This window comes from Robertmurraya massiliosenegalensis JC6, from assembly GCF_000311725.1.
Taxonomy (GTDB): domain Bacteria; phylum Bacillota; class Bacilli; order Bacillales; family Cytobacillaceae; genus Robertmurraya; species Robertmurraya massiliosenegalensis.
Genome location: NZ_HE978516.1, coordinates 20,304 through 46,365, shown reverse-complemented (window position 1 = coordinate 46,365; position 26,062 = coordinate 20,304). Strand labels below are relative to the sequence as shown.

The window sequence follows — 26,062 nt, the reverse complement described above, 5'->3', positions numbered from 1 at the left end:
CTATTCGGACAGCCCAAGCTGTAAAACAAATAAGTAAGTCCGAATAGAGGGGCAATTCGGACAGTCCGAGCTGTAAAACAAATAAGTAAGTCCGAATAGAGGGGTTATTCGGACAGCCCAAGCTGTAAAACAAATAAGTAAGTCCGAATAGAGGGGTTAATCGGACAGCCCAAGCTGTAAAAGAAATAAGTTTGTCCGAATAGAAGGGCTATTCGGACAGCCCGAGCTGTAAAACAAATAAGTAAGTCCGAATAGAGGGGCTATTCGGACAGCCCAAGCTGTAAAACACATAAGTAAGTCCGAATAGAGGGGCAATTCGGACAGCCCGTTTTTTAAAGAGAGGAGTGGAACAATGAAATTTACTCGTTTTACTGTGGATTCAAATGAATATACAGGTGTCATAGTGGATGAAGTCATAAGAGAGATAAAAGGTGATATTTTTACAGACTGGGATTATACAGGGAAGGTTTTTTCGAAGAGTGAAGTGAAGCTACTAGCCCCATTAGCTCCTAATCAAATTATTGGGATTGGCGCAAACTATGTGGCTACAACAGATGACCTGCCTAGTGAGCTACCAGAAATTCCGGTATTCTTTTTTAAGCCAACTTCATCAGTCATTGGTCCAGAAGATGATATTGTTATTCCTTCAGGCTGTGATACTGTAAAATTTGAATCGGAACTAGCTGTAATTATCGGAAAAGAGGCAAAAAATATATCAGAAGCAGACGTTTTTGATTATGTGTTTGGATATACGGTAGGCAATGATGTAACCGCTCCTGCCTTTTTTCATGAAGCTGGCCATTGGACGATTGGCAAGTCATTTGACACTTTTACTCCATTAGGACCGTTCATTGAAACAGAAATGAATCCATTAGACATTAGAGTGAAAGCTAGATTAAATGGAGAAGAAAAACAAAATAGTGGTCCAGAATTAATGATCATCTCGACTCAAAAGATGGTTTCCTATCTTTCTCATGTAATGACCTTAAAGCCAGGAGATGTAATTTTAACAGGTAGTCCAGTGGGAGCAGAGTTTGTTCATGCCGGAGATGTGATAGAATGTGAGATAGAGGAAATTGGGACACTGAAAAATCCTTTTGTAAAAGTGACTGTTTCAGTGGAGCGTTAAACTGGTGGAAGGGAAGGCTTTTTTTCAGTGGAAAAAAAGCCTTTCGATTAGAAGTAGGGGTGAAATGAGATGGAAAGAGACAATATGGTAAAGTCAGTGGGGCGTGCATTGGATATTATTACCCTTGTTAGTTCAAAAAAAGGGGGGCTAGGGGTAACAGAAATCGCGAAGCAAATCGATATCAATAAAAGCTCCGTCTATCGCATCCTCTCCACGTTAGCTCAGTATGGATATATTGAACAAGACGAAGATACAGGTCGATATAAATTAGGTTATAAGTTTCTTGATATTAGTTCAAAACTATTGGAGTCAATTGATATAAGAACGGAAGCAAAGCCTTATTTGTTGGAACTGGAACGTGAAACAAATGAAGTTATCCATCTTGCTGTATGGGATCAAGGTGAAGTCGTGTATATCGAAAAACTTGATGGGAATCAAACATTACGGATGCATTCCAAGGTTGGCAAAAGAGCTCCGATGCACTGTACATCAGTGGGAAAAGCCATTCTCGCTTATTTACCGATGAATGTTGTGGAAGACATCATTGAGCGAAAGGGGCTTCCGATTCATACAGAAGCAACGATCACTGAAAAAGATGTGTTTTTAAAAGAATTAGTGAGCATTAAACAAAAGGGATATGCCCTTGATTTAGAAGAGAATGAGTACGGAATTACATGTATAGCGGTACCGCTTTTTGATCATTTAGGGAAGGTGATTGCTTCTGTTAGTATCTCTGGACCTACGATGCGGATGACAGAAGAGAGATTGGAGCAATTAAAAATAAAGATGAAAGAAACAGGTAAAAAAATATCGGGAAGACTTGGCCATGTTCATACGATTTAAACGCAAATTTGTTTGAAATCTTGTTTTGTAAGAATGTATTTACAAAAACGATATTTCAAGCAAATTTTTTTATTTCAGCTGTCTAAAGGAAGATTTGAATGAACGACAAACATTATGATAGTTTAGAGCGATTCTTGTCATAATTAAATGAACGAAATTTTCTAAAAATTATTGAAACTGTAAAAAAAGCGTGTATAATTTAAATAGGAATCAACTGTTATATAACATAAATTTTATTGTTATATAACTTTGTTTTCTGTTAAGCAACAAATGGAATTATTGTTCTTTATTAGCAAACGAAAGGGGAAATGTTATGAGTACAGGTATGCTAGCTTTTTTATCGTTATTGCCAATTATTGCAGTAGCAATCTTTCTTGTCGGGCTTAGATGGCCAGCAAGTAAGGCGATGCCAATCTCCTATTTAGTTGCAATTGGACTGGCGCTATTTGTTTGGAAGGTTCCAAGTGCAAATGTGGCAGCGGCATCATTACACGGTTTATTTACCGCAGGTACATTATTGTACATTATTTTTGGAGCGATTTTATTATTGAATACGCTTCAAGAGAGCGGTGGAATTAAAACGATTCGCCAAGGATTTACAGATATTTCGCCAGATCGACGGGTCCAAGTAATTATCGTTGCTTGGCTATTTGGCTCGTTTATTGAGGGATCTGCGGGATTTGGAACACCTGCTGCCGTAGCTGTTCCGTTGATGGTTGGATTAGGATTTCCTGCAATGGCCGCCGTTGTAGCAGGAATGATTATTCAAAGTACACCGGTCTCTTTTGGTGCGGTAGGTACGCCAATGCTTGTCGGGGTTCAGTCAGGACTATCAGCAGATACAAGCCTTTCCGACAATTTTTTAGCTTTGACCGTCGAAATAGCTGAAAAGGTGTCCATCCTTCATATGGTTTCAGGCACACTCATCCCATTAATCGTTGTGGCTTTTATGACTCGATTTTTCGGACAAAACAAATCTTTTACTGAAGGGTTGAAAATTTGGAAGTTTGCTTTATTCTCTGCTTTTGCAATGACCGTCCCTTATGTCATCGTTGCCAATACACTTGGACCTGAATTTCCATCTATGATTGGTGGTTTAGTCGGTTTAGCCATTGTGATTTTTGCAGCGAAAAAAGGACTATTTATGCCTAAAGAAGATGATATTTGGGATTTTGAAGAAAAATCAAAATGGGATCCTGAATGGATTGGTAAATTAGAAATTAAAGATATTGCTCATAAAAGTGGCAGTATGAGTATGGTTAAGGCGTGGACTCCATATGTACTGATCGGAGTTTTTCTCGTATTGACTAGATTGCAATCGCTTCCATTTTTAGAATGGACACAATCATGGACTTTAAAGTGGGAGAACATTTTCGGATCTGGAATTACAACAAGCTTCCAACCTCTATACTCACCAGGATTCATATTTATTCTCGTCTCTGTTATCACATATTTCCTACATGGAATGAATGGAAAAGCTTATGGGAGAGCATGGTCACATTCAGGAAAGACAATGCTTTCTGCTTCAACGGCGCTGATCTTCACCGTTCCAATGGTTCAAGTTTTCTTAAACACAGGCGGGGGAGCGGCAGGATATGAGCGTATGCCTATCGAATTAGCTAATGCTGTAGCTGCTATTACAGGTGATTTCTGGCCTATTTTTGCCACCTTTATCGGTGGATTAGGAGCATTTATCGCCGGGAGTAACACGGTAAGTAATATGATGTTCTCACTATTCCAATACGACGTTGGGTCACAAATTGGTGTTGATCCGACTTGGGTCGTGGCACTTCAAGCGGTAGGGGGAGCTGCTGGAAATATGATTTGTGTTCATAATGTTGTAGCCGCTTCCGCAGTAGTAGGTCTAGTAGGGAAGGAAGGGACGGTCATTCGAAAAACACTTCTGCCGTTCGCTTACTACTCATTATTTGCCGGTTCACTTGGCTACTCCATCGTGTGGTTTTCCGAGAAAGGTTGGTTTAATATCGGCTCGATTTTGGCGATTTTAATTGCAATCGGTGCGATTTACATTATTGCAACCAATCAAAAAAGAGCCAATCTATTGGTGAATAATTCTGGGATCAATACCCCTAAATAAAGGCTCGACAAAAGTTTGCCTAGAGGATAATTGTCCTCTAGGTTACTTTTGTCTGCTTTAGAAAATTATAGATTTAGAGGTGTGAAACCTTTATTAGTAACATCTACATCTAGCTCCAGAGCTTTTGTTCTGAATCTTAATGATGCGGAAGAAGTAAAATGGAGCGAGAAGAGAATAACGAAAGTGGTATTTATGTAGAGATAATAAATATAATCGTATTCTATATCATGCAGAATCGATTTATCTGCTAAAAGTTCTTTTTCAAATTCGTAAAATTGAGCTTTTGATATTGAAGGACATATTGATCAAGCAATTGACTTAAATGTATTGTATTTTTACTTGTTAGACCTTCCCTTATTCCAGTAGTAATCATTTCTTTCCTTACTGTTTCAATTTTGCAGAAAAGGCATTCTTCTAAATAGGACTTGGACATCTAAATAACTCCTTAAATTAGTGAAAATAGTAGAATGAATAAGGATGTCATCGCAAAGGTTGTAATCGCATGCCATAATTAAAACCCCTTATTCCCCAAACAAAGGCAATAAAGGGTCTTATTTCATTTTAATACAAATTTTAACAGGTTTCAGTGATATTTTCCACACCGAAATAAAAAAATTCGAGATTTCTTAAGTTTATCATAAGGATAGTGAAGTTGAAATCTGAACAACACATTGTTTGCGCAGCCCTTTTCACTACTATTAAACTTCTATATAAGTTATTTTTTTAGGCGATTTATAACTAAAAGAACATCAACGTTTGCGAAACCCCATGTCTTTTTTGACACCACAATAGTTGAAAACCCATTTTCGTATAAAAAGAGCTTTTACGAATGAACAAGAAAGTGTCTTTTCTTTTCGGTAATTGGATAAAACACGACAGATGGTTGTGTAATTCGAACATCGGGAACTCCGGTAATGGTTGGAACTGCTTCCGGGTCATAGAAGTCTTCCAGATCAACCAATTGTAAGGCTAATGTCGAACAAGCTTCTACACATGCAGGTGGAAGACCTTGATCCTGTCTCGGATAGCACATCTGGCATTTACTTACTTTATTTGTTTCATAGTCAAATTGAGGTGCATCATAAGGGCAAGCTGCTATACAAAGCTTACAGCCCGTACATAGGTTGGAATCAATTAGAACAACTCCGTCATGTCGCTTAATAAATGCATGTTCTGGACAAACACGAAAGCACTCAGGACTATTACAGTGATTACACGACATCGAAAGAAATCCTTCTGTTTGCTTTGATACTTTCCGCCAACGTACGTCCCCTTCTGTTTGGTTTTCGTTTCGACAGGCAATTTCACATGCCGTACATCCGATACAGTCGTCAGCATTGAAAATAAAACCTAGTTGTTTAGACATGTAATCATCTCATTTCTACTATAGACTTTTTAAACTCTTTAAATCAACAAAGCAATCATAAAAATGTGTACTCGCTAGTTCTTCTTGTTTTTGCAGCTGCGATCCAATTAATTGATTAATAGAGTTCTCGTCCGTTTGACTTACTAGAACGACATCTAAAGGAAGATGTTGGTTTGTTTGAGCTTTTGCAATAATAAAGCCATGTTCGTTACAAATTTTTATTTTTTCTCCGTCGCTAATCTTCAATTTCTTCGCCACTTCACTGTTAATTTCTATTATCGTTTCATCTGGTTTTGGATAAAGCCAAGTTAATAAAGTAAATTGGGAGTGTATTTTTAGTAATGCTTGTGGCGATAGCAGTCTGAACGGATAAGCTGTCGACTTCATATTTAAGTCTGATTCCATGTTTGTTAATAAAGGTTTCACATCATCTAGCTGGATAAAAGAAAAGTGTTTATCTTCTCTATTTGTCACTTGTCTTGGCCTTGGACCAGCTAATAAGTCTTTATAAGAGCTAACACCATACAAGGCTTTAATCTCTTCAGAGAATTCCAGTTCAATCCAATCTTGAGGCTCACGTTCATGGGGAAATGTGGAGAAACCTGGACTTAACTCATTTAATTTTTTTGTTAGCTCCCGAGCAATCATTAAATCACTTTTTGTTTCATAATAGGCTGGGATTGATTTTTGATTTAAAGAGAGCCAATGATGCCAATAGCCAACATTTAGGTCTTCCTCCTCAAAATGGCTCGCTGCTGGGAGGACGATGTCGGAGAGTTTTGCTGTATTTGTCATAAAGAGATCTACGGTGACAATCAGTTCTAACTCTTTAAATAACTCTTGCCAAACATGAATATTCATATCTTGCGAAAGAGGACTACGAGAAGCAATCCACAATAGCTTAAGTGGCGGTGCTTTCAGATTTTTTGCCTCTGTTGCAAAGTTTGCACAATTAATCATTCTTGAACCTTGAACTTTCAATTTTAGGATGTTTTTTTTCAGGAAAGTTTAACAGGCTCATCGGGAAGTCTTCGCAATCCGAATGAGTAAAATAAACTCCGCCATTGGGCATATTTAGATTTCCAGACATAGCAGCTAATGAATTAATAGCTTGGATACTTAGTCCGCCGTATTTGTTTCGTTGGATTCCAAGTCCATTCCAAGTTGTTGCAGGTTTAATGGTACCGTAGAGCATAGCCAGTTCTTGGATGGTGTCAGTATTAACTCCAGTCAATTCAGCTACGGTAGCTAAATCAAGTTGCTGTAAAATTTGCTTGTATTCTTCCCAGCCGTTCCACTGCGTCTTTGTAATCTCAATCTGATCGTCAGTAAGCAAGCATTTTGCGATCCCTAGAGCTAGTAAGGCATCAGTACCAGGTTTAATTTGTACAAATAAGTCTGCCTTTGAAGCTGTTTCTGTAAAAATCGGATCGATAACGACAAGTTTTCCCCCATTTTTTCTTGCTGCATAGATGAATTTCATTTGGTGAATATTCGTTACAGCAGGATTAGCTCCCCAGATAAAGATCACTTTTGACTCAGCCATTTCCTCAGGGCTTGGACTGTTGAGATTACCGAATGATTCTTTTACCGCTTGTTCCCCTGTTGCTAAACAAAGATTTCCAAAGGCTTTTGTATGGGGACCGATGCTATTAAACATTCCCTCAACTGCGTAATGGAGAAGTCCTATATTTCCAGAAAATTTATTATAGCCACTAGCAAGGTTGGAGCCATAGCGAGAGTAGAGCTCTAGCATTTTTTCAGCAATGATACTGTATGCATCCTCCCAAGAGATTCTGACCCAATTGCCAGAACCACGTTCGGTTTGCATCATCGGGTATTTTAGTCGTAAAGGATTATAGACATATTGGGTGTATGCATAGCCTTTAGCACATAAATGTCCCTGCGTAAAGCCGTGCATCGGATCACCGGATACTTTGACTAGTTTCCCATTTTCCGTATAAGAAAGCATGCTGCATGTACCATAACAATTTCTAGGGCAGACATTTCGATGAATTTGCACAGCAGTCGCCTCCTTTCCAAATCAGTAAATGTTCATCATTTCACATTTGTGATTGTTAAATTTTATGGAGCTGCTTAATTTTTAGAGCAGCGACAATATTTAAGCGGTTATTGACATCATCTAATTTTATATTTAATATTTCTTCGATTTTTTTGATGCGATATCTCAAGGTGTTCCGATGTAAAAAGATTGCATCTGATGTTTGTTTTAAATCAAATTGATGATGAGCAAAGCTTTCGAGGGTGAACATTAAATCACCTTCCTGCGTTTCATCGTATTTTTGTAGTGGACCTAAAATATGATTGTAGTATTCTTTTAGATCCTGGAGATCATGCTTATATAAAATTCTTTCAAGTCCCATATTATGAAAATAAGGAATTTCGATTTTTAATAACAAACCAATTTCGTAGGAGACTTTTGCTTCCTGATAGCTTCGAAATAGTTCCCCTGGATTTTCGTACACTTGTCCGACACCACATGCTACTCTGTTTCCGATAGGACTTTCTTTTGTTTGTTTGATGATATATGAAATAAGCTCACAAGGCTTAAAAGGTTGAGTGAAGTTTGTCTGTTTATTAACGGGAAGAATTAGGACAACCTCACTTTGTTTGCGAATCGCAATAGGTTCGTACCCATGTTGAACGAGTGCTTTTTCTGTTAAATACAGCAATGTATCTATGAGCTGCTTATCTTCTGAATAAGGATTATATTCAATCATCGAAAGAACGATAACAGCATGTGGTTGATTAAAATCCCATTTCCAGAGTGAACCATAAGCTAAAATATCTTCTCTATTTTTAAAGTTTCCATAGAGGAGATCAAATAGAAATGCATCTTTATAGCGTTGGCTTTCTTTCTTTAAATCAACCATTTGCTTGATGCGAGAAGAACATAGAGATGACCCATATTGGATAATCGATTCATAATTTTCGATTTCTAATTGCTCCTCATTTTCTAGCAATAAAAAAAGATTTCCCACATTATGATTCCCTAATTTAATTGGATATCCGTAGGCTTGGTAATCGATTCCCTCTATATTTAGCGTGCATGTAAAAAAAACTGTATGGGAATAGTTTTCAAAAGAAGTTGAAACCAGGATTTCTAACGATTCTTTATTAAATGAAGAAGCTAATACATGATAGAAAGAATCCGTAATAATCATTGGATAAGATAAAACTTCGGATAGTTTATTCGCTAACCCGCTAAGCCCGTCGTGAGAGGCCATAAGCAAGTCGTGAATCAATGGTGGAACCAAAAACCTCTCCTCCAAGTTGTTTCATTCCTTTCTTCATCTTTAATAGATTCATCTTCATCTTAAATCACTCACTGTCATTCAACAATCAAAGTCACAAGATCGTAAAAAATGATTGGGCGCAATAGACAAATTTCATTCACTTTTTTTGTATACGAGGTACGTATCAATTCTGTTGTCTCAATTTTATAATGAAAGTGCAATAAAATATGTGATCTGTTTCACATGATTGATAAAAGGATGTGAGAGTATGCTCCGGAAAATAACAATGGACAATGTGTATTCAATTAAAAACAAAGCTTTTATTCATTATGCTCAAATTTATACGAATATTGAAAGTGAAACAATCCATCAGATCGAAACCTTTGGACTTCCGTTTCAACAAGAATCTGCATTCTATGAAAAAAATGAAAGATTGAAAAGTTTAGAACGTGCTGGTGCATCCGTTAGAAATAATAATAAAAGTGTGGTCGTTAATCGGATTTCTAGTGCATGTGAAGCCTGTCAAACAGGAAGTAATAGTTATACAACGTACCCCTCATTAAAATGTCATAGAAATTGTTTCTTCTGTTTTAACCCAAATCAAGATGACTATCTATTTTATAAAAATAAGCAAAAAGACATTAAAAAAGAACTTCTCGATTTATTAGCACAAGGGATTGAACTGAAACATTTGGCGCTTACTGGTGGTGAGCCATTGTTGTTTAAGGACGAGGTTGTCGAATTCTTTGAAACGGCTCACAAGGAGTCGCCAGAAACCTATACAAGACTTTATACAACAGGAGACCTACTTGATCAAGAATTACTTAAACAATTAAAAAATGCCAATCTAAACGAAATCCGTTTTAGTGTCAAAATGGATGACTCAGTAGCTAGAATTAATTTCTTATTGGAGAAAATTGCCCTTTCAAGAGAGTTTATTCCCAATATTCTTGTAGAAATGCCAGTCATCCCTGGAACATTAGAGGATATGAAAGATCTGCTTTTAAAGCTTGAGAAATTAGATATCTTTGGGATAAATCTATTAGAACTTTGCTTTCCATTAGGGAACGCTGATGCCTTTAAGGAAAGAGGACTTCAGCTAAAATATCCACCGTATGAAATGTATTACAACTATTGGTACGCAGGTGGACTTGCCGTTGCCGACAGTGAAAAAGAGTGTTTGGAGCTTTTGGAATTTGCTTTGAATGAAAAATTAAAGCTCGGGGTTCATTATTGCTCTCTTGAGAATAAGCATACCGGTCAAGTATACCAGCAAAATTATCAGCATACCCCTGATAAAACTTATACTTTTTCCGATAAGGATTATTTTATAAAAACGGCAAAAGTATTTGGAAAAGAAATAAGGAAAGCGAAAGCATTGTTTGATCGAGAAAATATTTTCTATATTGAAAACACCGATCATGATTTTATCCAGTTTTCCGTCTTAGATATCCATCATTTAAAAAATAGAGATTTGGAGATATCTATTTCGTCGCTAGTTGCAGAAGAGAGTGAAGGAGAACGCTATCTTCGAGAAATTGGTTTGGACTGGACAACATCTTCCTTCTTTGAATTAGAGGATATTTTTGAGAAGGATGTTAAAGGAGGAGAATGAAGTGAATACAAAGATTGATTTGTCTAGTTTAACAAATATTCTCTATGGAAGAGAGTATGCATATGACGTGTTAAGAAGATTTTTTATTGAAGAACCTAGACAAGAATATTTGAAGATCTTTATTCAACATAAAATGGTTGAACAATTTCCTTTTGCTGGAGATTCTGAAGGGATTTTAGAAGGTGTTAAAGAGTTAAAGGCATATTTTCAAGAATATGATGTGCTTTTTAATCAACAAGATTTTGATGATTTGCACTGGGATTATACAAGAATGTTGATTGGACCATTTGAGTTACCAGTACCACCTTGGGAATCGATCTATGTTCAAAAAGAACCTATGCTTTTTCAAAATTGTACGATCAGTGTTCGGAAAATGTATGAAAAATTTGGGTTTGAAATGACAAAGCAACATGTAGAAGCAGAGGACCATATTGGATTAGAACTCGATTTTATTTACCATTTAAACAAATTAACGATCGAATCGACAAAAGAAGAGCAATTGCATGAAGTGACATACTTGTTACAAGCTCAAGAAGAATTTTTGCATGAGCATTTAATGAAATTCGCATCAGCATTTTGTGAAAAGATGATTGCAAATGCAGAGACTCCATTTTATCGAGGATTAGCTAAAATTTTGATGCACTATTTAACCGTGGATTCAGCAGTTCTTAAAGAACTATTGAATATAGAAATTACACCAAATGAAGTTCAAACATAACTATTTATGTGATGAATTTCACAAAAAAGAAAAGCACGGAAGGAGATTGAGATCACGATGTTTGACCTATTAAAAAAAGCAAATGAATTTAAAATGTCTAGAAGATCTTTCATTGGTTGGTCTTCTGCCATTGCCGCTACTGCTACTATTCCGGTAAGCCGGGGTCTAATAGCGAAAGCAGATGCAAGCATTGGTATAGAGGACAGCGATGGTGAGGGAATTTGGAAAACCGCAGCTTGCTGGCATAACTGTGGGAGTCGTTGCTTGAACAAGGTGCTAATTAAGGATGGAGTTGTTGTTCGGCAAAAAACGGATGATACCCATCCAGATAGTCCGGATTATCCACAGCAACGAGGATGTTTAAGAGGGCGCTCTCAGCGAAAACAAGTATTTAATGCTGATCGTTTAAAATACCCAATGAAAAGAAAGAATTGGGAGCCAGGTGGCGGCAAGAAGGAACTTCGGGGAAATGATCAATGGGTCCGGATTTCTTGGGATGAAGCTTTAGAGTTAATTGCAGCAGAAACGAAACGAATTACAGAGAAGTATGGGAATGAGTCGATCCTTGTAACAGGAGGAGACATCAATATTACGAATGTCATGTCTGAAGTGGGTGGATATTCTGCATGCTATGGTAGTTCTTCATGGGGGGCATGGAGATGGATCTACGAAAATATGGGTGTTGGCGAAGGGTTAGCTGTCAACGGAATAAACGATCGTCTTGATCTGCGCAATTCACAATTAATTGTTCTTTGGGGAGCGAATCCAGCTTGGAGCACAATGGGAAGTGTGACATACAATTATCTTCAAGCAAAGAAAGCAGGAGCGCGTTTTATTTCCATCGATCCAATGTATACGGATTCCGCAAATGTTTTTGATGCAGATTGGGTCCCGATTAGGCCGGGAACAGATGATGCATTGGCATTTGGGATGATGTATACATTGCTAGACGAAGATCATCCAGTAACGAATCCGCTTGTGAAATGGGATTTCTTAAATAAATACACGATAGGATTTGATAAGGAGCATATGCCAGAAGGTGCCGATCCAAAGGATAATTTTAAAGATTATCTTCTCGGAACATATGATGGCCAACCTAAAACGCCTGAATGGGCATCGGAAATCTGTGGTGTAGAACCGAGTAAAATCCGTGAATTGGCAAGAGACATTGGGGGTACTGAGCGCGTGTCATTACTAACAGCATGGGCACCTGCTCGAATTAGCAATGGCGAGGGTTGGGTTCAAGCATTTTCAACTCTCGGTATGATGACGGGACACATGGGGAGTTCTGGGAATATGACAGGTGTCAGCTGTTGGGAATACGCAGGAAATATGGGACCAATGCTTTTAACCTCTGGAGGAGCTGGAACTGAACGGGTACCTAATGCCGTTGATAATATGATCAATGAAAATGAAATTTGGGATGCTGTATTAGATGGTAAATTCCTTCAACGTTATGAGGGAGAAAGAAAGGCCAATATTCAATTCATTTATCACAATTATAACAACACATTACAAACAAGAAGTAATATTGCCAAAGGAATTGAAGCTCATCGTAAGGTTGAGTTTGTAGTAACGAATGCCTATGCACTTACAACAAATGCGAAATATGCAGATATTGTATTACCAGTCGCAACGCAATGGGAAACAGAAGGTGCAGTAAAAGGCGGTAATCGTGAAATTCTCATTACTTGGTCAAAAATTATTGAGCCGCTATATGAATCGAAAACAGATCAAGAAATTGCTGAAGGTTTATTGAAAGCACTTGGAAAAGACCCTAAGAAAGTATTCCCATTATCTGAGAAACAACAATATTTCAATCAACTTGCTGGGAGCATGGTCGTAAAAGAAAATGGGGTTGATTATGAACCATTATGTACGATTACTGCGAATGATATAAAAGAGTGGGGAGTTGAAGGTACTCCGCAACAAGGAAGAATTCCTCTAAAAGAATTTGTTGATCAAGGAATTTATCAGATCCCGAGAAAATCAGGTGATAATTTTGGCTTTATTGCCTATAAGGATTTTATTGATGATCCCGAGGGCCATCCTGTATCAAGTGAAAGTGGGAAATTTGAAATTTATTGTAAAGCGATTAATGAGTTATCAAAAAAAGCATACTCTGAAATTGCTCCAATTCCTAAATATGAGGAAAAAGTTCATGGCTATGAAACCACTTTTGAAGATTGGAAAACGAAGAAAAAAGGAAAATATCCTTATCAAGTGATTAATCCACATTATTTAAGACGCTCACACAGTACATTTGATAATGTTCCACAGTTGCGTGAGGCATGGCCAAATCCTGTATATATTAGTCAAAAAGATGCGAAGGAAATGGGCATAAAGGATGGGGATACGGTATTAATGTCAAATGAATATGGAAAATCTCTGCGTCCAGCAAAAATTACAGAAGGTATTATTCCTGGAACAATTGGTTTACCTCATGGTGCGTGGGTCGATATTGATGAGAAAACGGGTATTGATCGTGCGGGAGCAGACAACTTATTTGTTGCGCACATCCCAAAAGGACTTGGCTCTTCAGGATTTAACTCAGCACATTGTAATGTAGAAAAATGGAATGGCGAGCCTTTAGAAGAGGATGTAAAGTGGGAGCAGCGAATTATCAAGTTTTAGAAGAAGGAGGGAATGAATGATGACTCAATTAGGTTTTTATATAAATGTTGCTGAATGTGTGGGATGCAAAACGTGTACGGTAGCATGTAAGGATAAAAATGATTTAGAAGTAGGACGGAATTTTCGTAGAGTGTATGATTTTGAGGAAGGAACATTTCCGAAACCATCTTTCACACATGTATCCATCTCCTGTAATCATTGTACTGAACCAGGCTGTGTACAAGGGTGTCCAACAGGAGCAATGTATAAGCGATCTGAAGATGGAGTGGTGTTAGTTGACCATGATAAATGCATAGGGTGTAAATACTGTGTCTGGAATTGTCCATATGGAGCTCCGCAATTCAGTGAAGAACTTGGAAAAATGACAAAATGTGATACATGTCTTGATTTACGAGAAAAAGGGGAAGATCCTGTGTGTGTTTCGTCTTGCATTATGCGCGCCATTGAATTTGGACCCATTGACGAATTACGTAAAAAATATGGCAGCAATGCAGATATTAAGGGAATTCCATCATCTTCGATTACGAAGCCGAATCTTATCATTAATGCTTAATCAGGGATCAGAGCTAGTGATGAGAAATGAGGCATTTGTCTGAATTTGAAAATATAAGAAGCTTTGAAAGAGGAGTGATCAAAGATGCATGAATGGGCATTGTTAATCTTTACAGTTTGTGTGCAAATCGCCATCGGTGGAATTTTGACACTAGCGATTTTCTATAAAGGAATAAATAAATTAGGCGAAGAAACAGCATTTAAAGCGATGCGAATTCCATTAATCGTCATTGCAGCATTGTCGTTGATTGGTTTAATCGCTTCATTCGCTCACTTAGGAACGCCGTCACATGCTTTAAATTCGATTCGCAACCTCGGTTCTTCTTGGATGAGTCGAGAAATATTGGTGACAGGATTATTTATTGGAGCTGCCTGTGTCACAGCTGGTCTGGCACTTGTGCAAAAGAAAGTTAATCAATGGTTATTGATTGTATCAGTACTCATCGGTTTAGTCGATATTTACTGTATGGCAATGATTTATTCGAATTCTTTAGTCAGCGGTTGGAATTCCGTCAATACGTTTACATCGTTTTATGGAACGGCCCTCGTTCTAGGACCGGTTCTCGTTGTCAGCTTACTTGCCCCAGTACTAAAGGAAAAGGCTCAAAGTTTAATCAAAACGGCCTTCTATATTTCGTTAGGAGGGATTGCCCTTCAATTAGTGGGTGTCGCCTTATTTGGTTCCGTGATGCCAGAGGATAATATGATTGAAGGAACGAATGCGTTAGCCTCGCTAGCAGATTACCAAACAACGGTAGCAATTCGTTGGATTATTGAAGTAGTAGGTGTAGCATTCCTAGGATATCTTTCCGTAGCAAAGCAGCAAAAAGTATCGTTCTCTCTTGCTTATGTGGCACTGGCTGTCCTTCTGTTCGCTGAAGGCATGAGTCGCTATGTGTTTTATGTATTAGGAGCTTAAATGTAAGAAGAAAGGGATGTGTGTACCATTCCTTTCTTCTTTTTTTTGAAAAATTCCTCATTCTTCTCCAGTTATTACCTTCACAGGTTTGTAAAAAATGATTGGTCACCGCAAACAAAATTCAACGTTTATTTTTGTATACGTAATACGTATGAATTGCAATCCCTCAATTCTATAATGAAGATGAAATAAATAATGTGATCTATTTCACAACATGCATTTTATTTTTATGATAGGGGGGACAATTATGCAACTATTAATTGATAAAGAATTTCTTTCCATTAGTAAAGAAAGAGAAGCCATTTACTCTTTTTTAAACCTTTCATTACAAGAACCGTTGAGTTTGGAAACGCTGTGTAACTGGAGAGAACATTTTACAACAGAGTTCATGGATCTCATTTCGGCAAATAATGAGGATCTAAAAAATTTTTTTCAAACTCTACGAATCGGAAATATGAAAGAGATCGAACGGAAAGAAAAGGAGGCCTATCTAGCTACATTCTATATTTTAAATGAGCAAGGAAAAATTCCAGCACCACCATGGGAATCCGTTTATGTAACGAAAGATCGGTCTATGTTCGGAGAGCCGGTATTTCAACTAAGAAAAATGTTAGCCAGCTTTGATCTCCATTCAATTGAAGAAAATACACAACCAGAAGATCATATTGCGATTGAATTAGAGTTTATCCGCTTTTTAATAAACCATACGGTTACAGCAATCGAATCAGGACAAAAGGAAGACTATGTACGTGGTATTTATAGCCAGATGTGGCTACATAAAGAACACTTACATCGATGGATTCCGGCATTTGTTAAGGATATTCAGTCATCTGGAACAAGTGATTTTTACAAAGGGATTGCCACCTTGTTACAAACATTTATTTCTGAAGACTATGAATATATAAAAGAACTTAAGGAGGGTATTGAAAATGGATGAGAACTTAATGAATAGCTTAACGAATAAAAAAATGAAGCGTCGTTCTTTTCTAAAATGGTCTGGCGCTATCACAGTACCAGCTTTAGTAGGTGGAGTTACCGTATCAAATAAGCTTGTTCAAAAGGTCAGTGCAGATACAGTTGAGGGTAGTGCGGAAGAAATCATTATTCCTACATGCAGCACGCTCAATTGTGGTGGGAAATGTTTAATTAAGGCTCATATTAAGGATGGACAAATTGTGCGGATAAGCACAGACGACGATCCTCGGGATGAAAATGCAGATAATGAACAATATCCACAAATTCGTGCCTGTGTTCGAGGAAGAGGATACAGAAGACACGTCTATTCACCAGACCGTATACAAAAGCCATTAAAACGCGTTGGGAAACGTGGCGAAGGCAAATTTGAAGAAATTTCTTGGGATGAAGCGATTAAAATCATTGCTGAAGAAAATAATCGCATTAAGCAAAAGTATGGTCCAGCTTCACGATTCAGTCTCTATGCAACAGGTCAATCGGGTACGGTTGGAAGTGGAGATACTGTTATACAAAGGGTGCTTGCATTAGATGGAGGCTTTCTAGGTCGTTATTCCAACTATAGCTCTGGACAGCACTTGGCTGCGACACCGTATACATTTGGGGAAACTGCGGCTGGAAGTAGTTGTAATACTTTATTAGATTCGAAATTGATTATTCTACACGGGATGAACCCTGCAGAAACAATATTTGGTCATATGAACATGTATTTAAGAATGGCAAAAGAAAAAGGAGCAAAAATCTATACATTGGATCCAAGAAAGACAGATACCAATGTGGCACTTGCCGATGATTGGTTCCCGATCAAACCGGGAACAGATAATGCCCTAATTGCAGCAATGGCCTATGTCATGTTTACAGAGAATCTACATGATAAAGACTTTCTTGATAAATATTGCCTAGGACATGATGAAAATCACATGCCTGAAGGAGTACCAGCTGGAGAATCCTATTATAGCTATGTGCTAGGAGAAAAAGACAAGACGCCTAAAACACCACAATGGGCTGCAAAAATTACAGGCCTACCAGCAAACAGAATTATCCAACTAGCACGTGAAGTGGCGTTAACTAAGCCGATGGCATGGATTCAAGGAAATGGAATTAATCGTCATATGAACGGGGAGCAAATGTCACGTGCGAGTTCTATGATTGCAGCATTAACTGGAAACATTGGCATAAGCGGAGGTTGGGCAGGTCCAAATGCGCCTGGTATAGCAAAATTTCAAGGTTTCCCTATTCCGGAAAATCCACTAGGCATTTCAATCCCTGTGTTTAAATATACAGATGCAATCGTTCGTGGTACTGAAATGGGAGTAGAAGATGGAGTAGTTGGTCTGGAAGAAGGAGAAACATTACCTTCGAATATTAAAATGATTTTTAATATGGCAGGAAATTGTTTAGTCAATCAGCATTCAGATATTAATAAAACAACAGAGATTTTAAAGGATGAAACTTTATGTGAATTCATCGTGACATCAGATATCTATATGACGCCATCTGCAAAGTACTCTGATATTATTTTACCAACTTGTACATTCTTTGAGCAAAATGATGTTGTCGGTCCATGGAGCTATGGTCAGCATATGTTCTTATCTCAAAAGGTAGTAGAACCACTATATGGTTCATTAACTGAATATGAATGGATGGCAAAGCTTGCGAAAGAACTTGGCATTGAAAAGGAATTTACCGAAGGAAAAACTCAAGATGATTGGGTTAAATGGATGATAGAGGAATCGAAAAAGAATGATCCAACCTTCCCATCCTTTCAAGAAATGCAGAAGAACGGCGTTCATAAATTCAAGGAAATTACTGTGGTGAAATTCAAAGAACAAATTGAAGATCCGGCGAATGTTCCTTTTAGTACTCCATCAGGGAAAATTGAACTATTTTCAAAGGCTCTCTGGGATATGAATCGACCTGAGGATATTCCAGCGATACCAAAGCATGTTGCTGTTAATGAAGGTCCTGAAAGTGAATTAACATCCAAATATCCGTTGCAAATTTTCGGTTGGCATGTGAAAAGACGTTGTCATTCAACATGGGATACAAGCGATTGGATGGAAGAGGTTCAAACCCAAGAGCTATGGATTAATCCAATTGATGCAAAAGAAAGAAAGATTAAAGATGGAGATAAAGTTCAGGCGTTTAATGAGCGTGGCACGATTGAATTGCCAGCCAAGGTTTCAAGCAGAGTTATGCCTGGTGTCGTTTGTGTTCCTCAAGGTGGATGGTTTAATCCGGATCAAAATGGGATTGATAAACGTGGAGCCATTAATGTGTTAACTGGATTAGAAGCTTCACCGTTCCATTGTAATCCTCAACATACTAATCTAGCAGAAGTTAAAAAAGCTTAGGGGAGGGATAGAAAATGGTACAAATGGGATTTTATATTAATCAAGCAAGATGTAACGGATGTAACGCCTGTGCGATCGCTTGTAAAGACAAAAATGATAATGCAGTCGGAATCAATTTTCGTCGCGTCTATGTAGAGGAATCTGGAGAGTTTACAAAGGACATGGATGGAGCATGGATCAATAATGTTGCTGCATTTAATATCTCTTTATCTTGTAATCATTGTGATGAGCCAGGTTGCGTACAAGGTTGTCCAACGACGGCGATGCATAAACGTGAAGAAGACGGCGTTGTTCTAGTTGATAGTGAAAAATGTATTGGTTGTCGTTATTGTGAATGGAACTGTCCATATGGCGCACCACAGTTTAATGAAGAATTAGGACATATGACAAAATGTGATACATGTTTGGATCTTCGTGAAGCAGGAGAAAAGCCAGCTTGCGTTGCCGCTTGTATTATGCGCGCAATTGATTTTGGTCCAATTGACGAGCTCCGCAAAAAATATGGAAAAAATGCAGATATTAAGGGAATTCCTTCATCGAATATAACAAAGCCAAATCTTGTGATTAATGCACATAAAGATGCGGCAATTTAAATTAAAGGAGTGATCAAAGATGCATGAATGGGCATTGTTAATCTTTACAGTTTGTGTGCAAATCGCCATCGGTGGAATATTGACACTAGCGATTTTCTATAAAGGAATAAATAAATTAGGCGAAGAAACAGGATTTAAAGCGATGCGAATCCCATTAATCGTCATTGCAGCATTATCGTTGATTGGATTAATCGCTTCCTTCGCTCACTTAGGAACACCGTCACATGCTTTAAATTCGATTCGCAACCTCGGTTCTTCTTGGATGAGTCGTGAGATTTTGGTGACAGGATTATTTATAGGAGCTGCCTGTGTCACAGCTGGTCTGGCACTTGTGCAGAAGAAAGTTAATCAATGGTTATTGATTGTATCAGCGCTCATCGGTTTAGTCGATATTTATTGTATGGCAATGATTTATTCGAATTCTTTAGTCAGCGGTTGGAATTCCGTCAATACATTTACATCGTTTTATGGAACGGCTCTCGTTCTAGGACCGGTTCTCGTTGTCAGCTTACTAGCACCAGTATTAAAGGAAAAGGCACAAAGTTTAATCAAAACGGCTTTCTATATTTCGTTAGGAGGGATTGCCCTTCAATTAGTGGGTGTCGCCTTATTTGGTTCCGTGATGCCAGAGGTTAATATGATTGAAGGAACGAATGCGTTAGCCTCGCTAGCAGATTACCAAACAACGGTAGCAATTCGTTGGATAATTGAAGTAGTAGGTGTAGCATTCCTAGGATATCTTTCCGTGGCAAAGCAGCAAAAAGTATCGTTCTCACTTGCTTATGTGGCACTGGCTGTCCTTCTGTTCGCTGAAGGCATGAGCCGCTACGTGTTTTATGTATTAGGAGCTTAATGGTATGAAAGAAGGGATAGTGTAATATTCCTTCTTTCTTCTTCATAAAAAAATCACATTTCAATCCACCCTCTTTCTTCTCCAAATTTTGACTTCACAAGTTCGTAAAAATTGTTTGGTTAGCCTAAACAAAATTCATCCCCTATTTTTGTATACGCGATACGTATTATTTCTTTGTTTTCAATTTTATAATGAAGATGTGATAAATATTGTGATGACATTCACATAATGAGTTATGAAGGATGTGAAAGTAAGATTCAAAGCGGCAGCACAGAAATTTGCTTGTTAAATAGAAGAGATTTATAAGCAAAAATTATGAATGAGATTGGAGATGGTGAGGAAAATGACTTTTACGGCAGACATGATTAAAGATAAGAATGCGCCACTATTAAAAGCTAGAAAAGAATTTTATCAACTCCAATATATACTGTTTACTCAGCCAATGAATAAAGAGTTGTATCTGCATATTAAAGAAGGATTTAATATTGAAGGATTAATGGGAATAGGTGGTGGCGAGCAATTCCATCATTACTTTAATAGTCGTGATATTGAAGTAGCAATTGAAAGTGCAAGAGAGGACTATTTCCGCTTATTTATTGGACCGGATTCTTTATTGGCACCACCGTGGGAATCAGTATATAGAGGTAAGGATAAATGTCTTTTTGATTTCCCAACTTTTGAAGTGAAGGAACTATTTAAGACATACGATTTGTCCTTAGAGAAAAAAACAAACCAACATAATGAAGCAGAAGATCATATAGGATATGAGCTCTTGTTCATGCTTCAATTAATTGAAAGAGCAGAACAAGAAAGTAATATAACTATCTATAATCACTTGCTAGATGGACAGAAGAAAATGCTAAACGATCATTTAGCTAAATGGATACCACAGTTTTCTAAGGATATACAAAGCCATGCAAAATCGTCGTTATTTTCTTCTTCTGCGCAAATGATGGAAGAATTTATTGATTTTGACATAGATGTTATCGATGAATTGTATTTTTAACCTAATTACAAGGTTGCAATAGTAAATTTATGGGAAATTAGGAGGTTTTAGAGTATGAGTAAAGATATATTTGACAGCATAAAAGAAAATAAAATGTCTCGTCGAAGCTTTATTAAGTGGTCAAGTGCAGTTACGGCTCCAGTCGTAATCGGGGGTACGGTGCAAGGATCGAAAATGCTTTCTAAAGTTAGTGCAGAGGAACCAAGTAAAAATATCGATGAGCAAGTATTAACGACATGTTCGACCGTTAACTGTGGTGGTAGATGCTTAATAAAAGCTCATATAAATGATGGTGTCGTGACACGTCTTACGACAGATACGAAAGAAGATACATTTGAACTTCCACAACTTCGTGCCTGCATTCGAGGTAGAGGCTACAGACAATTCGTTTATAATCCTGATCGCTTAAAATATCCAATGAAGCGAGTAGGAAAGCGTGGAGAAGGGAAATTTGAAAGAATCTCTTGGGAAGAAGCAATTGATTACATTGAAAAAGAGCTAACGAGAATAACAAAAAAATATGGACCTTCTAGTCGTTACAGTAATTACGCAAGTGGGCATTCAGGAAGTATCATTGGAGCAGGTAATATGATTCAAAAAATCTTAGGTCTCACTGGGGGATACCTTGGTTATCATAACTCTTATAGTTCTGCCCAAACTTCACAAGCAACACCATTCACTTATGGAACGACGCAAACAGGGAGCACACTTAATACCCTATCTGACTCAAAGCTTATTATTCTATGGGGACATAATCCCGTTGAAACACGTTGGGGTGTAACAGACTTTTATGTAAGAAAAGCAAAAGAAGCAGGTGTAAAGATCGTTGTTATTGATCCAAGACAATCTGATACAGCTATAGCATTAGCAGATGAGTGGATCCCGATTGCTCCAACTACTGATAATGCCATGATGGACGCAATGACATATGTCATTATTTCTGAAAACCTATATGATAAAAACTTTGTTGATAAATATTGTGTTGGATTTGATGAGGAACATATGCCAGAAGGTGTACCTGAAGGGGAATCTCTTGTTAGCTACATTATGGGTAAAAAGGATGGAATAAAGAAAACTCCTGAATGGGCATCAAAGATTTGTAAAGTACCTGCTGATACGATTCGAAAGCTTGCTAGAGAATTCGCAACTAATAAACCTTCAGCATTATTACAAGGTTGGGGTCCACAAAGACAAGCTTACGGTGAACAATTTGTGAGAGGTGGTACAGTACTTGCTGCCATTACTGGGAATGTAGGAGTTCGAGGTGGATGGGCTTCCGGTGCCGGTTATGTCAGTCTAGTAAAAACAACTGCCGTACCAAAAGGTGATAATCCATTAGGTGGTTTAACGATCCCGTGTTTCCTTTGGACAGACGCTGTTGTTCGTGGAACAGAAATGGGAGCGAAGGATGGAGTGAAAGGTTTACCAGAAGGACAAGAAACACTTCCATCAAATATAAAAGCAATGTTTAATTTAGCTGGAAATACGTTAATAAATCAACATTCCGACTGTAATCGTACGGCTGAAATCTTACAGGATGAGTCTTTGCTTGAACTAATTGTAGTCAGTGAGCTCTTTATGACACCAAGTGCGAAATTTGCAGATATTTTATTGCCATCTAATTCATTTATGGAAAGATGGGATATCGGATCAACTTGGGCACCTTCACAACAAGCAATATTGTCTCAAAAGTGTATCGAAAATTTGTTTGAGACGAAATCAGATTATGAATGGCTCACAATGTTAGCGAAAAAGCTTGGAGTTGAAAATGAATTTACAGAAGGAAGAACTGAACTAGATTGGGTGAAATGGTCAATTGAGGAATCTCGAAAGGTAGATCCGAATTTCCCAACTTTTGACGAATTCAAAAAACTTGGAGTTTATCAGGTTTCTTTGGAAAATAACGCCGTAATAGCTTTTGAAGATCAGATTAAAGATCCGGAAAATCATAAATTTGAAACACCTTCAGGTAAAATTGAAATTTTCTCGAAAGCGCTTTGGGATATGGATGAGTTGGAGGAGATTCCAGCCATTCCGAAATATGTATCTTCGTGGGAGGGACCACAGGATCCATTAATTGAAAAATATCCACTACAGCTAATTGGCTGGCATTACAAACGCCGTTGTCATTCAACTTTTGATAATAATAAGTGGTTAGAGGAAGCGGGACCACAAGTGATGTGGATGAATGAAAGAGATGCAAAAGCAAGAAAGATTAAAGATGGTGACAAAGTGAAAATCTTCAATGATCGTGGAGAAGTTCATATGCCTGTTAAACTCACGAACAGAATTATTCCAGGAACAGTGGCAATTCCACAGGGAGCTTGGTGGTCACCAGATAATAAGGGCATTGATCAACGCGGAAATATTAACACGTTAACAAGTCAACGTCCATCTGCATTAGCTAAGGGAAATCCTCAACATACTAACTTAGTCGAAGTTCAGAAGGCATAGAAAAAGAAGGGTGTGAATGGTAATGGTACAGCTAGGCTTTTATATAAATAATGAATATTGTACAGGATGTAAAGCATGTGTAGTTGCTTGTAAAGATAAAAATGACCTTGAAGTTGGTGTCAACTATCGCCGAGTGTATGAACAATCGGAAGGAGACTATGTCGAACGTGATGAAGCGTTCATACAAAATGTTCAATCCTTCTTCACTTCAATTTCGTGTAACCATTGTGAAAATCCTAAGTGTGTAGAAAATTGTCCTACAGGAGCCATGCATAAACGTGAAGAGGATGGCGTTGTATTAGTTGACCATGAAAAATGTATTGGCTGCAAATATTGTATGTGGAATTGTCCTTATGGAGCTCCACAATATAATGAAGTCATCGGTAAAATGACAAAATGTAATTTCTGTATTGATTTAATTGAAGTTGGTGAAAACCCAGCTTGTGTAGGATCATGTCCGATGCGTGCCCTTGATTATGGACCGATTGAGGAACTTCGAGAAAAATACGGTGATGTTAACAATATTAAAGGTCTTCCAGATTCATCAATTACCAATCCAAGTATCGTCATTGGTGCACATAGAAATGCAAAATAGATAAAGGAGGTTATTCCTATGCATGAATGGGCATTGTTAATCTTTACAGTTTGTGTGCAAATCGCCATCGGTGGAATATTGACACTAGCGATTTTCTATAAAGGAATAAATAAATTAGGCGAAGAAACAGCATTTAAAGCGATGCGAATCCCATTAATCGTCATTGCAGCATTATCGTTGATTGGATTAATCGCTTCCTTCGCTCACTTAGGAACACCGTCACATGCTTTAAATTCGATTCGCAATCTTGGTTCTTCTTGGATGAGTCGTGAGATTTTGGTGACAGGATTATTTATTGGAGCTGCCTGTGTCACAGCTGGTCTGGCACTTGTGCAAAAGAAAGTTAATCAATGGTTATTGATTGTATCAGCGCTCATCGGTTTAGTCGATATTTACTGTATGGCAATGATTTATTCGAATTCTTTAGTCAGCGGTTGGAATTCCGTCAATACGTTTACATCGTTTTATGGAACGGCTCTCGTTCTAGGACCGGTTCTCGTTGTCAGCTTACTAGCACCTGTATTAAAGGAAAAGGCACAAAGTTTAATCAAAATCGCTTTCTATATTTCGTTAGGAGGGATTGCTCTTCAATTAGTGGGTGTCGCCTTATTTGGTTCCGTGATGCCAGAGGTTAATATGATTGAAGGAACGAATGCGTTAGCCTCACTAGCAGACTACCAAACAACGGTAGCAATTCGTTGGATTATTGAAGTAGTAGGTGTAGCATTCCTAGGATATCTTTCCGTGGCAAAGCAGCAAAAAGTATCGTTCTCACTTGCTTATGTGGCACTGGCTGTCCTTCTATTCGCAGAAGGCATGAGCCGCTATGTGTTTTATGTATTAGGCGCTTAAAGAAAAATAAGAAAGGGGTGTGTTAACGATGGGTCTTTTTAGTAAATGGGTAGAGAGTTTAGATTATCAATATGAAATATTGTCAACCTGCTCTAGGAATAAAAGCCCTCGTTCAACATGCTCCCATTGTATTGATGCATGTGAATTAAATGCGATAGAAATAAAAAAAGGGATTCCACATATCAATTATAAGGGTTGTAATGAGTGTGGAAAATGCATGGTTTCATGTCCTGTTCAGGCGATTGCTGGCATATTTCCAAAGAGGGAATTCCATCAAGGGCGGTTGGTTGCTGGGAAGAGTTCCCCCCCTTCTGCTAAGGAATTAGTGGTTTATGCTAAAAAGGGAATTAAAGGAATAATTGGCGAAGAAGAGATTGATAGCCGATGGAATCAAGCAGTAGATGAAGCAAATGTATTATTGAAGCAACTTGAAGAACCATTGTTAACGGTAGAGCGGACTAAGTTGGAGAAAACGGAAGAGTGTATATCAAGACGAGAGCTTTTCTTTTCTTGGAAAGAAGGAACGCAGACATTACTTAAAGAAATGGCTCCAGCAAAATGGCGGTTCAATCAAACAGCTCTTGAACTATCCCGTTATTATCCCAACCATCAGTTTGCGAACATTCAACTGAATACTGAAAGATGTACATTATGCCATGCTTGTGAAAAACTTTGTGATAAAAAATGTATTGAAATAAACGACGAAGGATTTGTTATATCAGCGCAAAGCTGCTCAAACTGTCAATTATGTGCAGACATTTGTCCTGAAAAAGCAATAACTGTTAACGAACAAATATCACCATATGAACAGGTCAAGTATCCGTTTTTTACAAGTGTTTGCTCAAGTTGTCACAAAAGTTTCCATACATTATCAGAGAATCAAGAACTTTGTGTCCCTTGTATGAAAAAATCGCAGTTTCTCATTACAAGGTAATCATGTTATGTTACAATGCACATGGATAGATAGCTGGATGAGTCATATGAAGATTAAGGGAGTGAAGAAAAGATGTTATCAAATATTGGAATTCCAGGATTAATTTTAATTCTAGTTCTGGCCCTTATCATTTTTGGACCAAAAAAATTACCTGAAATTGGAAGAGCTGTTGGACAATCTCTAAAAGAGTTTAAGAACTCTACAAAAGGGATTATGGAAGATGATAAATCAGAAGATGATAAAACAGTAAATGAACAAAAGAAGAGTGAAGTATAAGCGATAAATAGGACATACACTTATTTTTTTGAATATCTTATT

23 protein-coding genes are annotated in these 26,062 nt (G+C 37.8%); 18 read left to right on the top strand and 5 right to left on the bottom strand.

All coding sequences use genetic code 11. The annotated features are described in order from the left end of the window. Positions 1–352: 352 nt before the first annotated feature. The 3 genes from BMSHG_RS19085 (at position 353) to BMSHG_RS19075 (ending at position 4,070) form a co-directional block, all read left to right on the top strand. The gene (locus BMSHG_RS19085; protein ID WP_019156069.1) at positions 353–1,129 is read left to right on the top strand and encodes a fumarylacetoacetate hydrolase family protein; all 777 of its coding nucleotides are present in this window, start codon (positions 353–355) and stop codon (positions 1,127–1,129) included. Positions 1,130–1,198: 69 nt separating this feature from the next. Next, positions 1,199–1,972, top strand: a complete 774-nt coding sequence (locus BMSHG_RS19080; protein ID WP_019156068.1) for an IclR family transcriptional regulator — start codon at positions 1,199–1,201, stop codon at positions 1,970–1,972. Between the two features lie 313 nt (positions 1,973–2,285). Further along, positions 2,286–4,070: an L-lactate permease gene (locus BMSHG_RS19075; RefSeq protein ID WP_019156067.1), complete on the top strand. Its 1,785-nt coding sequence runs from the start codon at positions 2,286–2,288 to the stop codon at positions 4,068–4,070. Between the two features lie 247 nt (positions 4,071–4,317). Here the strand turns inward: BMSHG_RS19075 and BMSHG_RS19070 are convergent, their stop codons facing one another. From BMSHG_RS19070 to BMSHG_RS19055, 5 genes are all read right to left on the bottom strand, one after another. Beyond that, the gene (locus tag BMSHG_RS19070; RefSeq protein ID WP_019156066.1) at positions 4,318–4,503 is read right to left on the bottom strand and encodes an aspartyl-phosphate phosphatase Spo0E family protein; all 186 of its coding nucleotides are present in this window, start codon (positions 4,501–4,503) and stop codon (positions 4,318–4,320) included. Between the two features lie 390 nt (positions 4,504–4,893). Beyond that, positions 4,894–5,436 carry a 4Fe-4S dicluster domain-containing protein gene (locus BMSHG_RS19065; protein ID WP_019156065.1) on the bottom strand — a complete coding sequence of 181 codons (543 nt, stop codon included), beginning with the start codon at positions 5,434–5,436 and terminating at the stop codon, positions 4,894–4,896. A gap of 18 nt (positions 5,437–5,454) precedes the next feature. Continuing rightward, a complete protein-coding gene (locus BMSHG_RS28905; RefSeq protein ID WP_051030957.1) occupies positions 5,455–6,396 on the bottom strand; it encodes a molybdopterin-dependent oxidoreductase in 942 nt (313 codons plus the stop codon). Further along, positions 6,389–7,459, bottom strand: a complete 1,071-nt coding sequence (locus BMSHG_RS28900; protein WP_051030956.1) for a molybdopterin-dependent oxidoreductase — start codon at positions 7,457–7,459, stop codon at positions 6,389–6,391. The genes BMSHG_RS28905 and BMSHG_RS28900 overlap by 8 nt, the downstream gene beginning before the upstream one ends. Before the next feature lie 55 nt (positions 7,460–7,514). Next, positions 7,515–8,714 carry a PucR family transcriptional regulator gene (locus BMSHG_RS19055; RefSeq protein WP_019156064.1) on the bottom strand — a complete coding sequence of 400 codons (1,200 nt, stop codon included), beginning with the start codon at positions 8,712–8,714 and terminating at the stop codon, positions 7,515–7,517. Between the two features lie 247 nt (positions 8,715–8,961). Between BMSHG_RS19055 and BMSHG_RS19050 the strand changes: the two genes are divergently transcribed. The 15 genes from BMSHG_RS19050 (at position 8,962) to BMSHG_RS18980 (ending at position 26,020) form a co-directional block, all read left to right on the top strand. Further along, entirely contained in the window at positions 8,962–10,308 is a 1,347-nt protein-coding gene (locus BMSHG_RS19050) for a radical SAM protein (protein WP_019156063.1), read from the top strand. A 1-nt stretch (position 10,309) separates the two neighbouring features. Continuing rightward, positions 10,310–11,026: a TorD/DmsD family molecular chaperone gene (locus BMSHG_RS19045; protein WP_019156062.1), complete on the top strand. Its 717-nt coding sequence runs from the start codon at positions 10,310–10,312 to the stop codon at positions 11,024–11,026. Positions 11,027–11,083: 57 nt separating this feature from the next. Beyond that, the gene (locus tag BMSHG_RS19040) at positions 11,084–13,660 is read left to right on the top strand and encodes a molybdopterin-dependent oxidoreductase (RefSeq protein WP_019156061.1); all 2,577 of its coding nucleotides are present in this window, start codon (positions 11,084–11,086) and stop codon (positions 13,658–13,660) included. 19 nt (positions 13,661–13,679) lie between these two features. After that, positions 13,680–14,213 carry a DMSO/selenate family reductase complex B subunit gene (locus BMSHG_RS19035; RefSeq protein ID WP_026073536.1) on the top strand — a complete coding sequence of 178 codons (534 nt, stop codon included), beginning with the start codon at positions 13,680–13,682 and terminating at the stop codon, positions 14,211–14,213. An 84-nt stretch (positions 14,214–14,297) separates the two neighbouring features. Beyond that, positions 14,298–15,131: a dimethyl sulfoxide reductase anchor subunit family protein gene (locus tag BMSHG_RS19030; protein ID WP_019156059.1), complete on the top strand. Its 834-nt coding sequence runs from the start codon at positions 14,298–14,300 to the stop codon at positions 15,129–15,131. A gap of 247 nt (positions 15,132–15,378) precedes the next feature. After that, entirely contained in the window at positions 15,379–16,068 is a 690-nt protein-coding gene (locus BMSHG_RS19025; RefSeq protein ID WP_019156058.1) for a TorD/DmsD family molecular chaperone, read from the top strand. Then, positions 16,061–18,457 carry a DMSO/selenate family reductase complex A subunit gene (locus BMSHG_RS19020; protein ID WP_019156057.1) on the top strand — a complete coding sequence of 799 codons (2,397 nt, stop codon included), beginning with the start codon at positions 16,061–16,063 and terminating at the stop codon, positions 18,455–18,457. The genes BMSHG_RS19025 and BMSHG_RS19020 overlap by 8 nt, the downstream gene beginning before the upstream one ends. A gap of 14 nt (positions 18,458–18,471) precedes the next feature. Beyond that, on the top strand, positions 18,472–19,050 hold the full coding sequence (locus BMSHG_RS19015; protein ID WP_019156056.1) for a DMSO/selenate family reductase complex B subunit: 579 nt from the start codon (positions 18,472–18,474) through the stop codon (positions 19,048–19,050). A gap of 19 nt (positions 19,051–19,069) precedes the next feature. Then, positions 19,070–19,903 (top strand): dimethyl sulfoxide reductase anchor subunit family protein, encoded by an 834-nt coding sequence (locus tag BMSHG_RS19010; protein WP_019156055.1) that lies wholly within the window; start codon positions 19,070–19,072, stop codon positions 19,901–19,903. Between the two features lie 343 nt (positions 19,904–20,246). After that, the gene (locus BMSHG_RS19005; RefSeq protein ID WP_019156054.1) at positions 20,247–20,909 is read left to right on the top strand and encodes a TorD/DmsD family molecular chaperone; all 663 of its coding nucleotides are present in this window, start codon (positions 20,247–20,249) and stop codon (positions 20,907–20,909) included. 54 nt (positions 20,910–20,963) lie between these two features. After that, complete coding sequence (locus BMSHG_RS19000; RefSeq protein ID WP_019156053.1) at positions 20,964–23,363, top strand: DMSO/selenate family reductase complex A subunit; 2,400 nt, start codon at positions 20,964–20,966, stop codon at positions 23,361–23,363. A gap of 22 nt (positions 23,364–23,385) precedes the next feature. Continuing rightward, positions 23,386–23,958 (top strand): DMSO/selenate family reductase complex B subunit, encoded by a 573-nt coding sequence (locus BMSHG_RS18995; protein WP_026073535.1) that lies wholly within the window; start codon positions 23,386–23,388, stop codon positions 23,956–23,958. 18 nt (positions 23,959–23,976) lie between these two features. After that, on the top strand, positions 23,977–24,810 hold the full coding sequence (locus tag BMSHG_RS18990; RefSeq protein WP_019156051.1) for a dimethyl sulfoxide reductase anchor subunit family protein: 834 nt from the start codon (positions 23,977–23,979) through the stop codon (positions 24,808–24,810). 28 nt (positions 24,811–24,838) lie between these two features. Then, positions 24,839–25,744 (top strand): 4Fe-4S binding protein, encoded by a 906-nt coding sequence (locus BMSHG_RS18985; protein WP_019156050.1) that lies wholly within the window; start codon positions 24,839–24,841, stop codon positions 25,742–25,744. Positions 25,745–25,816: 72 nt separating this feature from the next. Then, positions 25,817–26,020 carry a twin-arginine translocase TatA/TatE family subunit gene (locus BMSHG_RS18980; RefSeq protein WP_019156049.1) on the top strand — a complete coding sequence of 68 codons (204 nt, stop codon included), beginning with the start codon at positions 25,817–25,819 and terminating at the stop codon, positions 26,018–26,020. Positions 26,021–26,062: the final 42 nt, after the last annotated feature.

Coding starts and splice junctions, on each gene's coding strand:
- BMSHG_RS19085 (WP_019156069.1), top strand. CDS start 353: ATGAAATTTACTCGTTTTACTGTGGATTCAAATGAATATACAGGTGTC.
- BMSHG_RS19080 (WP_019156068.1), top strand. CDS start 1,199: ATGGAAAGAGACAATATGGTAAAGTCAGTGGGGCGTGCATTGGATATT.
- BMSHG_RS19075 (WP_019156067.1), top strand. CDS start 2,286: ATGAGTACAGGTATGCTAGCTTTTTTATCGTTATTGCCAATTATTGCA.
- BMSHG_RS19070 (WP_019156066.1), bottom strand. CDS start 4,503: ATGTCCAAGTCCTATTTAGAAGAATGCCTTTTCTGCAAAATTGAAACA.
- BMSHG_RS19065 (WP_019156065.1), bottom strand. CDS start 5,436: ATGTCTAAACAACTAGGTTTTATTTTCAATGCTGACGACTGTATCGGA.
- BMSHG_RS28905 (WP_051030957.1), bottom strand. CDS start 6,396: ATGATTAATTGTGCAAACTTTGCAACAGAGGCAAAAAATCTGAAAGCA.
- BMSHG_RS19050 (WP_019156063.1), top strand. CDS start 8,962: ATGCTCCGGAAAATAACAATGGACAATGTGTATTCAATTAAAAACAAA.
- BMSHG_RS19040 (WP_019156061.1), top strand. CDS start 11,084: ATGTTTGACCTATTAAAAAAAGCAAATGAATTTAAAATGTCTAGAAGA.
- BMSHG_RS19035 (WP_026073536.1), top strand. CDS start 13,680: ATGACTCAATTAGGTTTTTATATAAATGTTGCTGAATGTGTGGGATGC.
- BMSHG_RS19030 (WP_019156059.1), top strand. CDS start 14,298: ATGCATGAATGGGCATTGTTAATCTTTACAGTTTGTGTGCAAATCGCC.
- BMSHG_RS19025 (WP_019156058.1), top strand. CDS start 15,379: ATGCAACTATTAATTGATAAAGAATTTCTTTCCATTAGTAAAGAAAGA.
- BMSHG_RS19020 (WP_019156057.1), top strand. CDS start 16,061: ATGGATGAGAACTTAATGAATAGCTTAACGAATAAAAAAATGAAGCGT.
- BMSHG_RS19015 (WP_019156056.1), top strand. CDS start 18,472: ATGGTACAAATGGGATTTTATATTAATCAAGCAAGATGTAACGGATGT.
- BMSHG_RS19010 (WP_019156055.1), top strand. CDS start 19,070: ATGCATGAATGGGCATTGTTAATCTTTACAGTTTGTGTGCAAATCGCC.
- BMSHG_RS19005 (WP_019156054.1), top strand. CDS start 20,247: ATGACTTTTACGGCAGACATGATTAAAGATAAGAATGCGCCACTATTA.
- BMSHG_RS19000 (WP_019156053.1), top strand. CDS start 20,964: ATGAGTAAAGATATATTTGACAGCATAAAAGAAAATAAAATGTCTCGT.
- BMSHG_RS18995 (WP_026073535.1), top strand. CDS start 23,386: ATGGTACAGCTAGGCTTTTATATAAATAATGAATATTGTACAGGATGT.
- BMSHG_RS18990 (WP_019156051.1), top strand. CDS start 23,977: ATGCATGAATGGGCATTGTTAATCTTTACAGTTTGTGTGCAAATCGCC.
- BMSHG_RS18985 (WP_019156050.1), top strand. CDS start 24,839: ATGGGTCTTTTTAGTAAATGGGTAGAGAGTTTAGATTATCAATATGAA.
- BMSHG_RS18980 (WP_019156049.1), top strand. CDS start 25,817: ATGTTATCAAATATTGGAATTCCAGGATTAATTTTAATTCTAGTTCTG.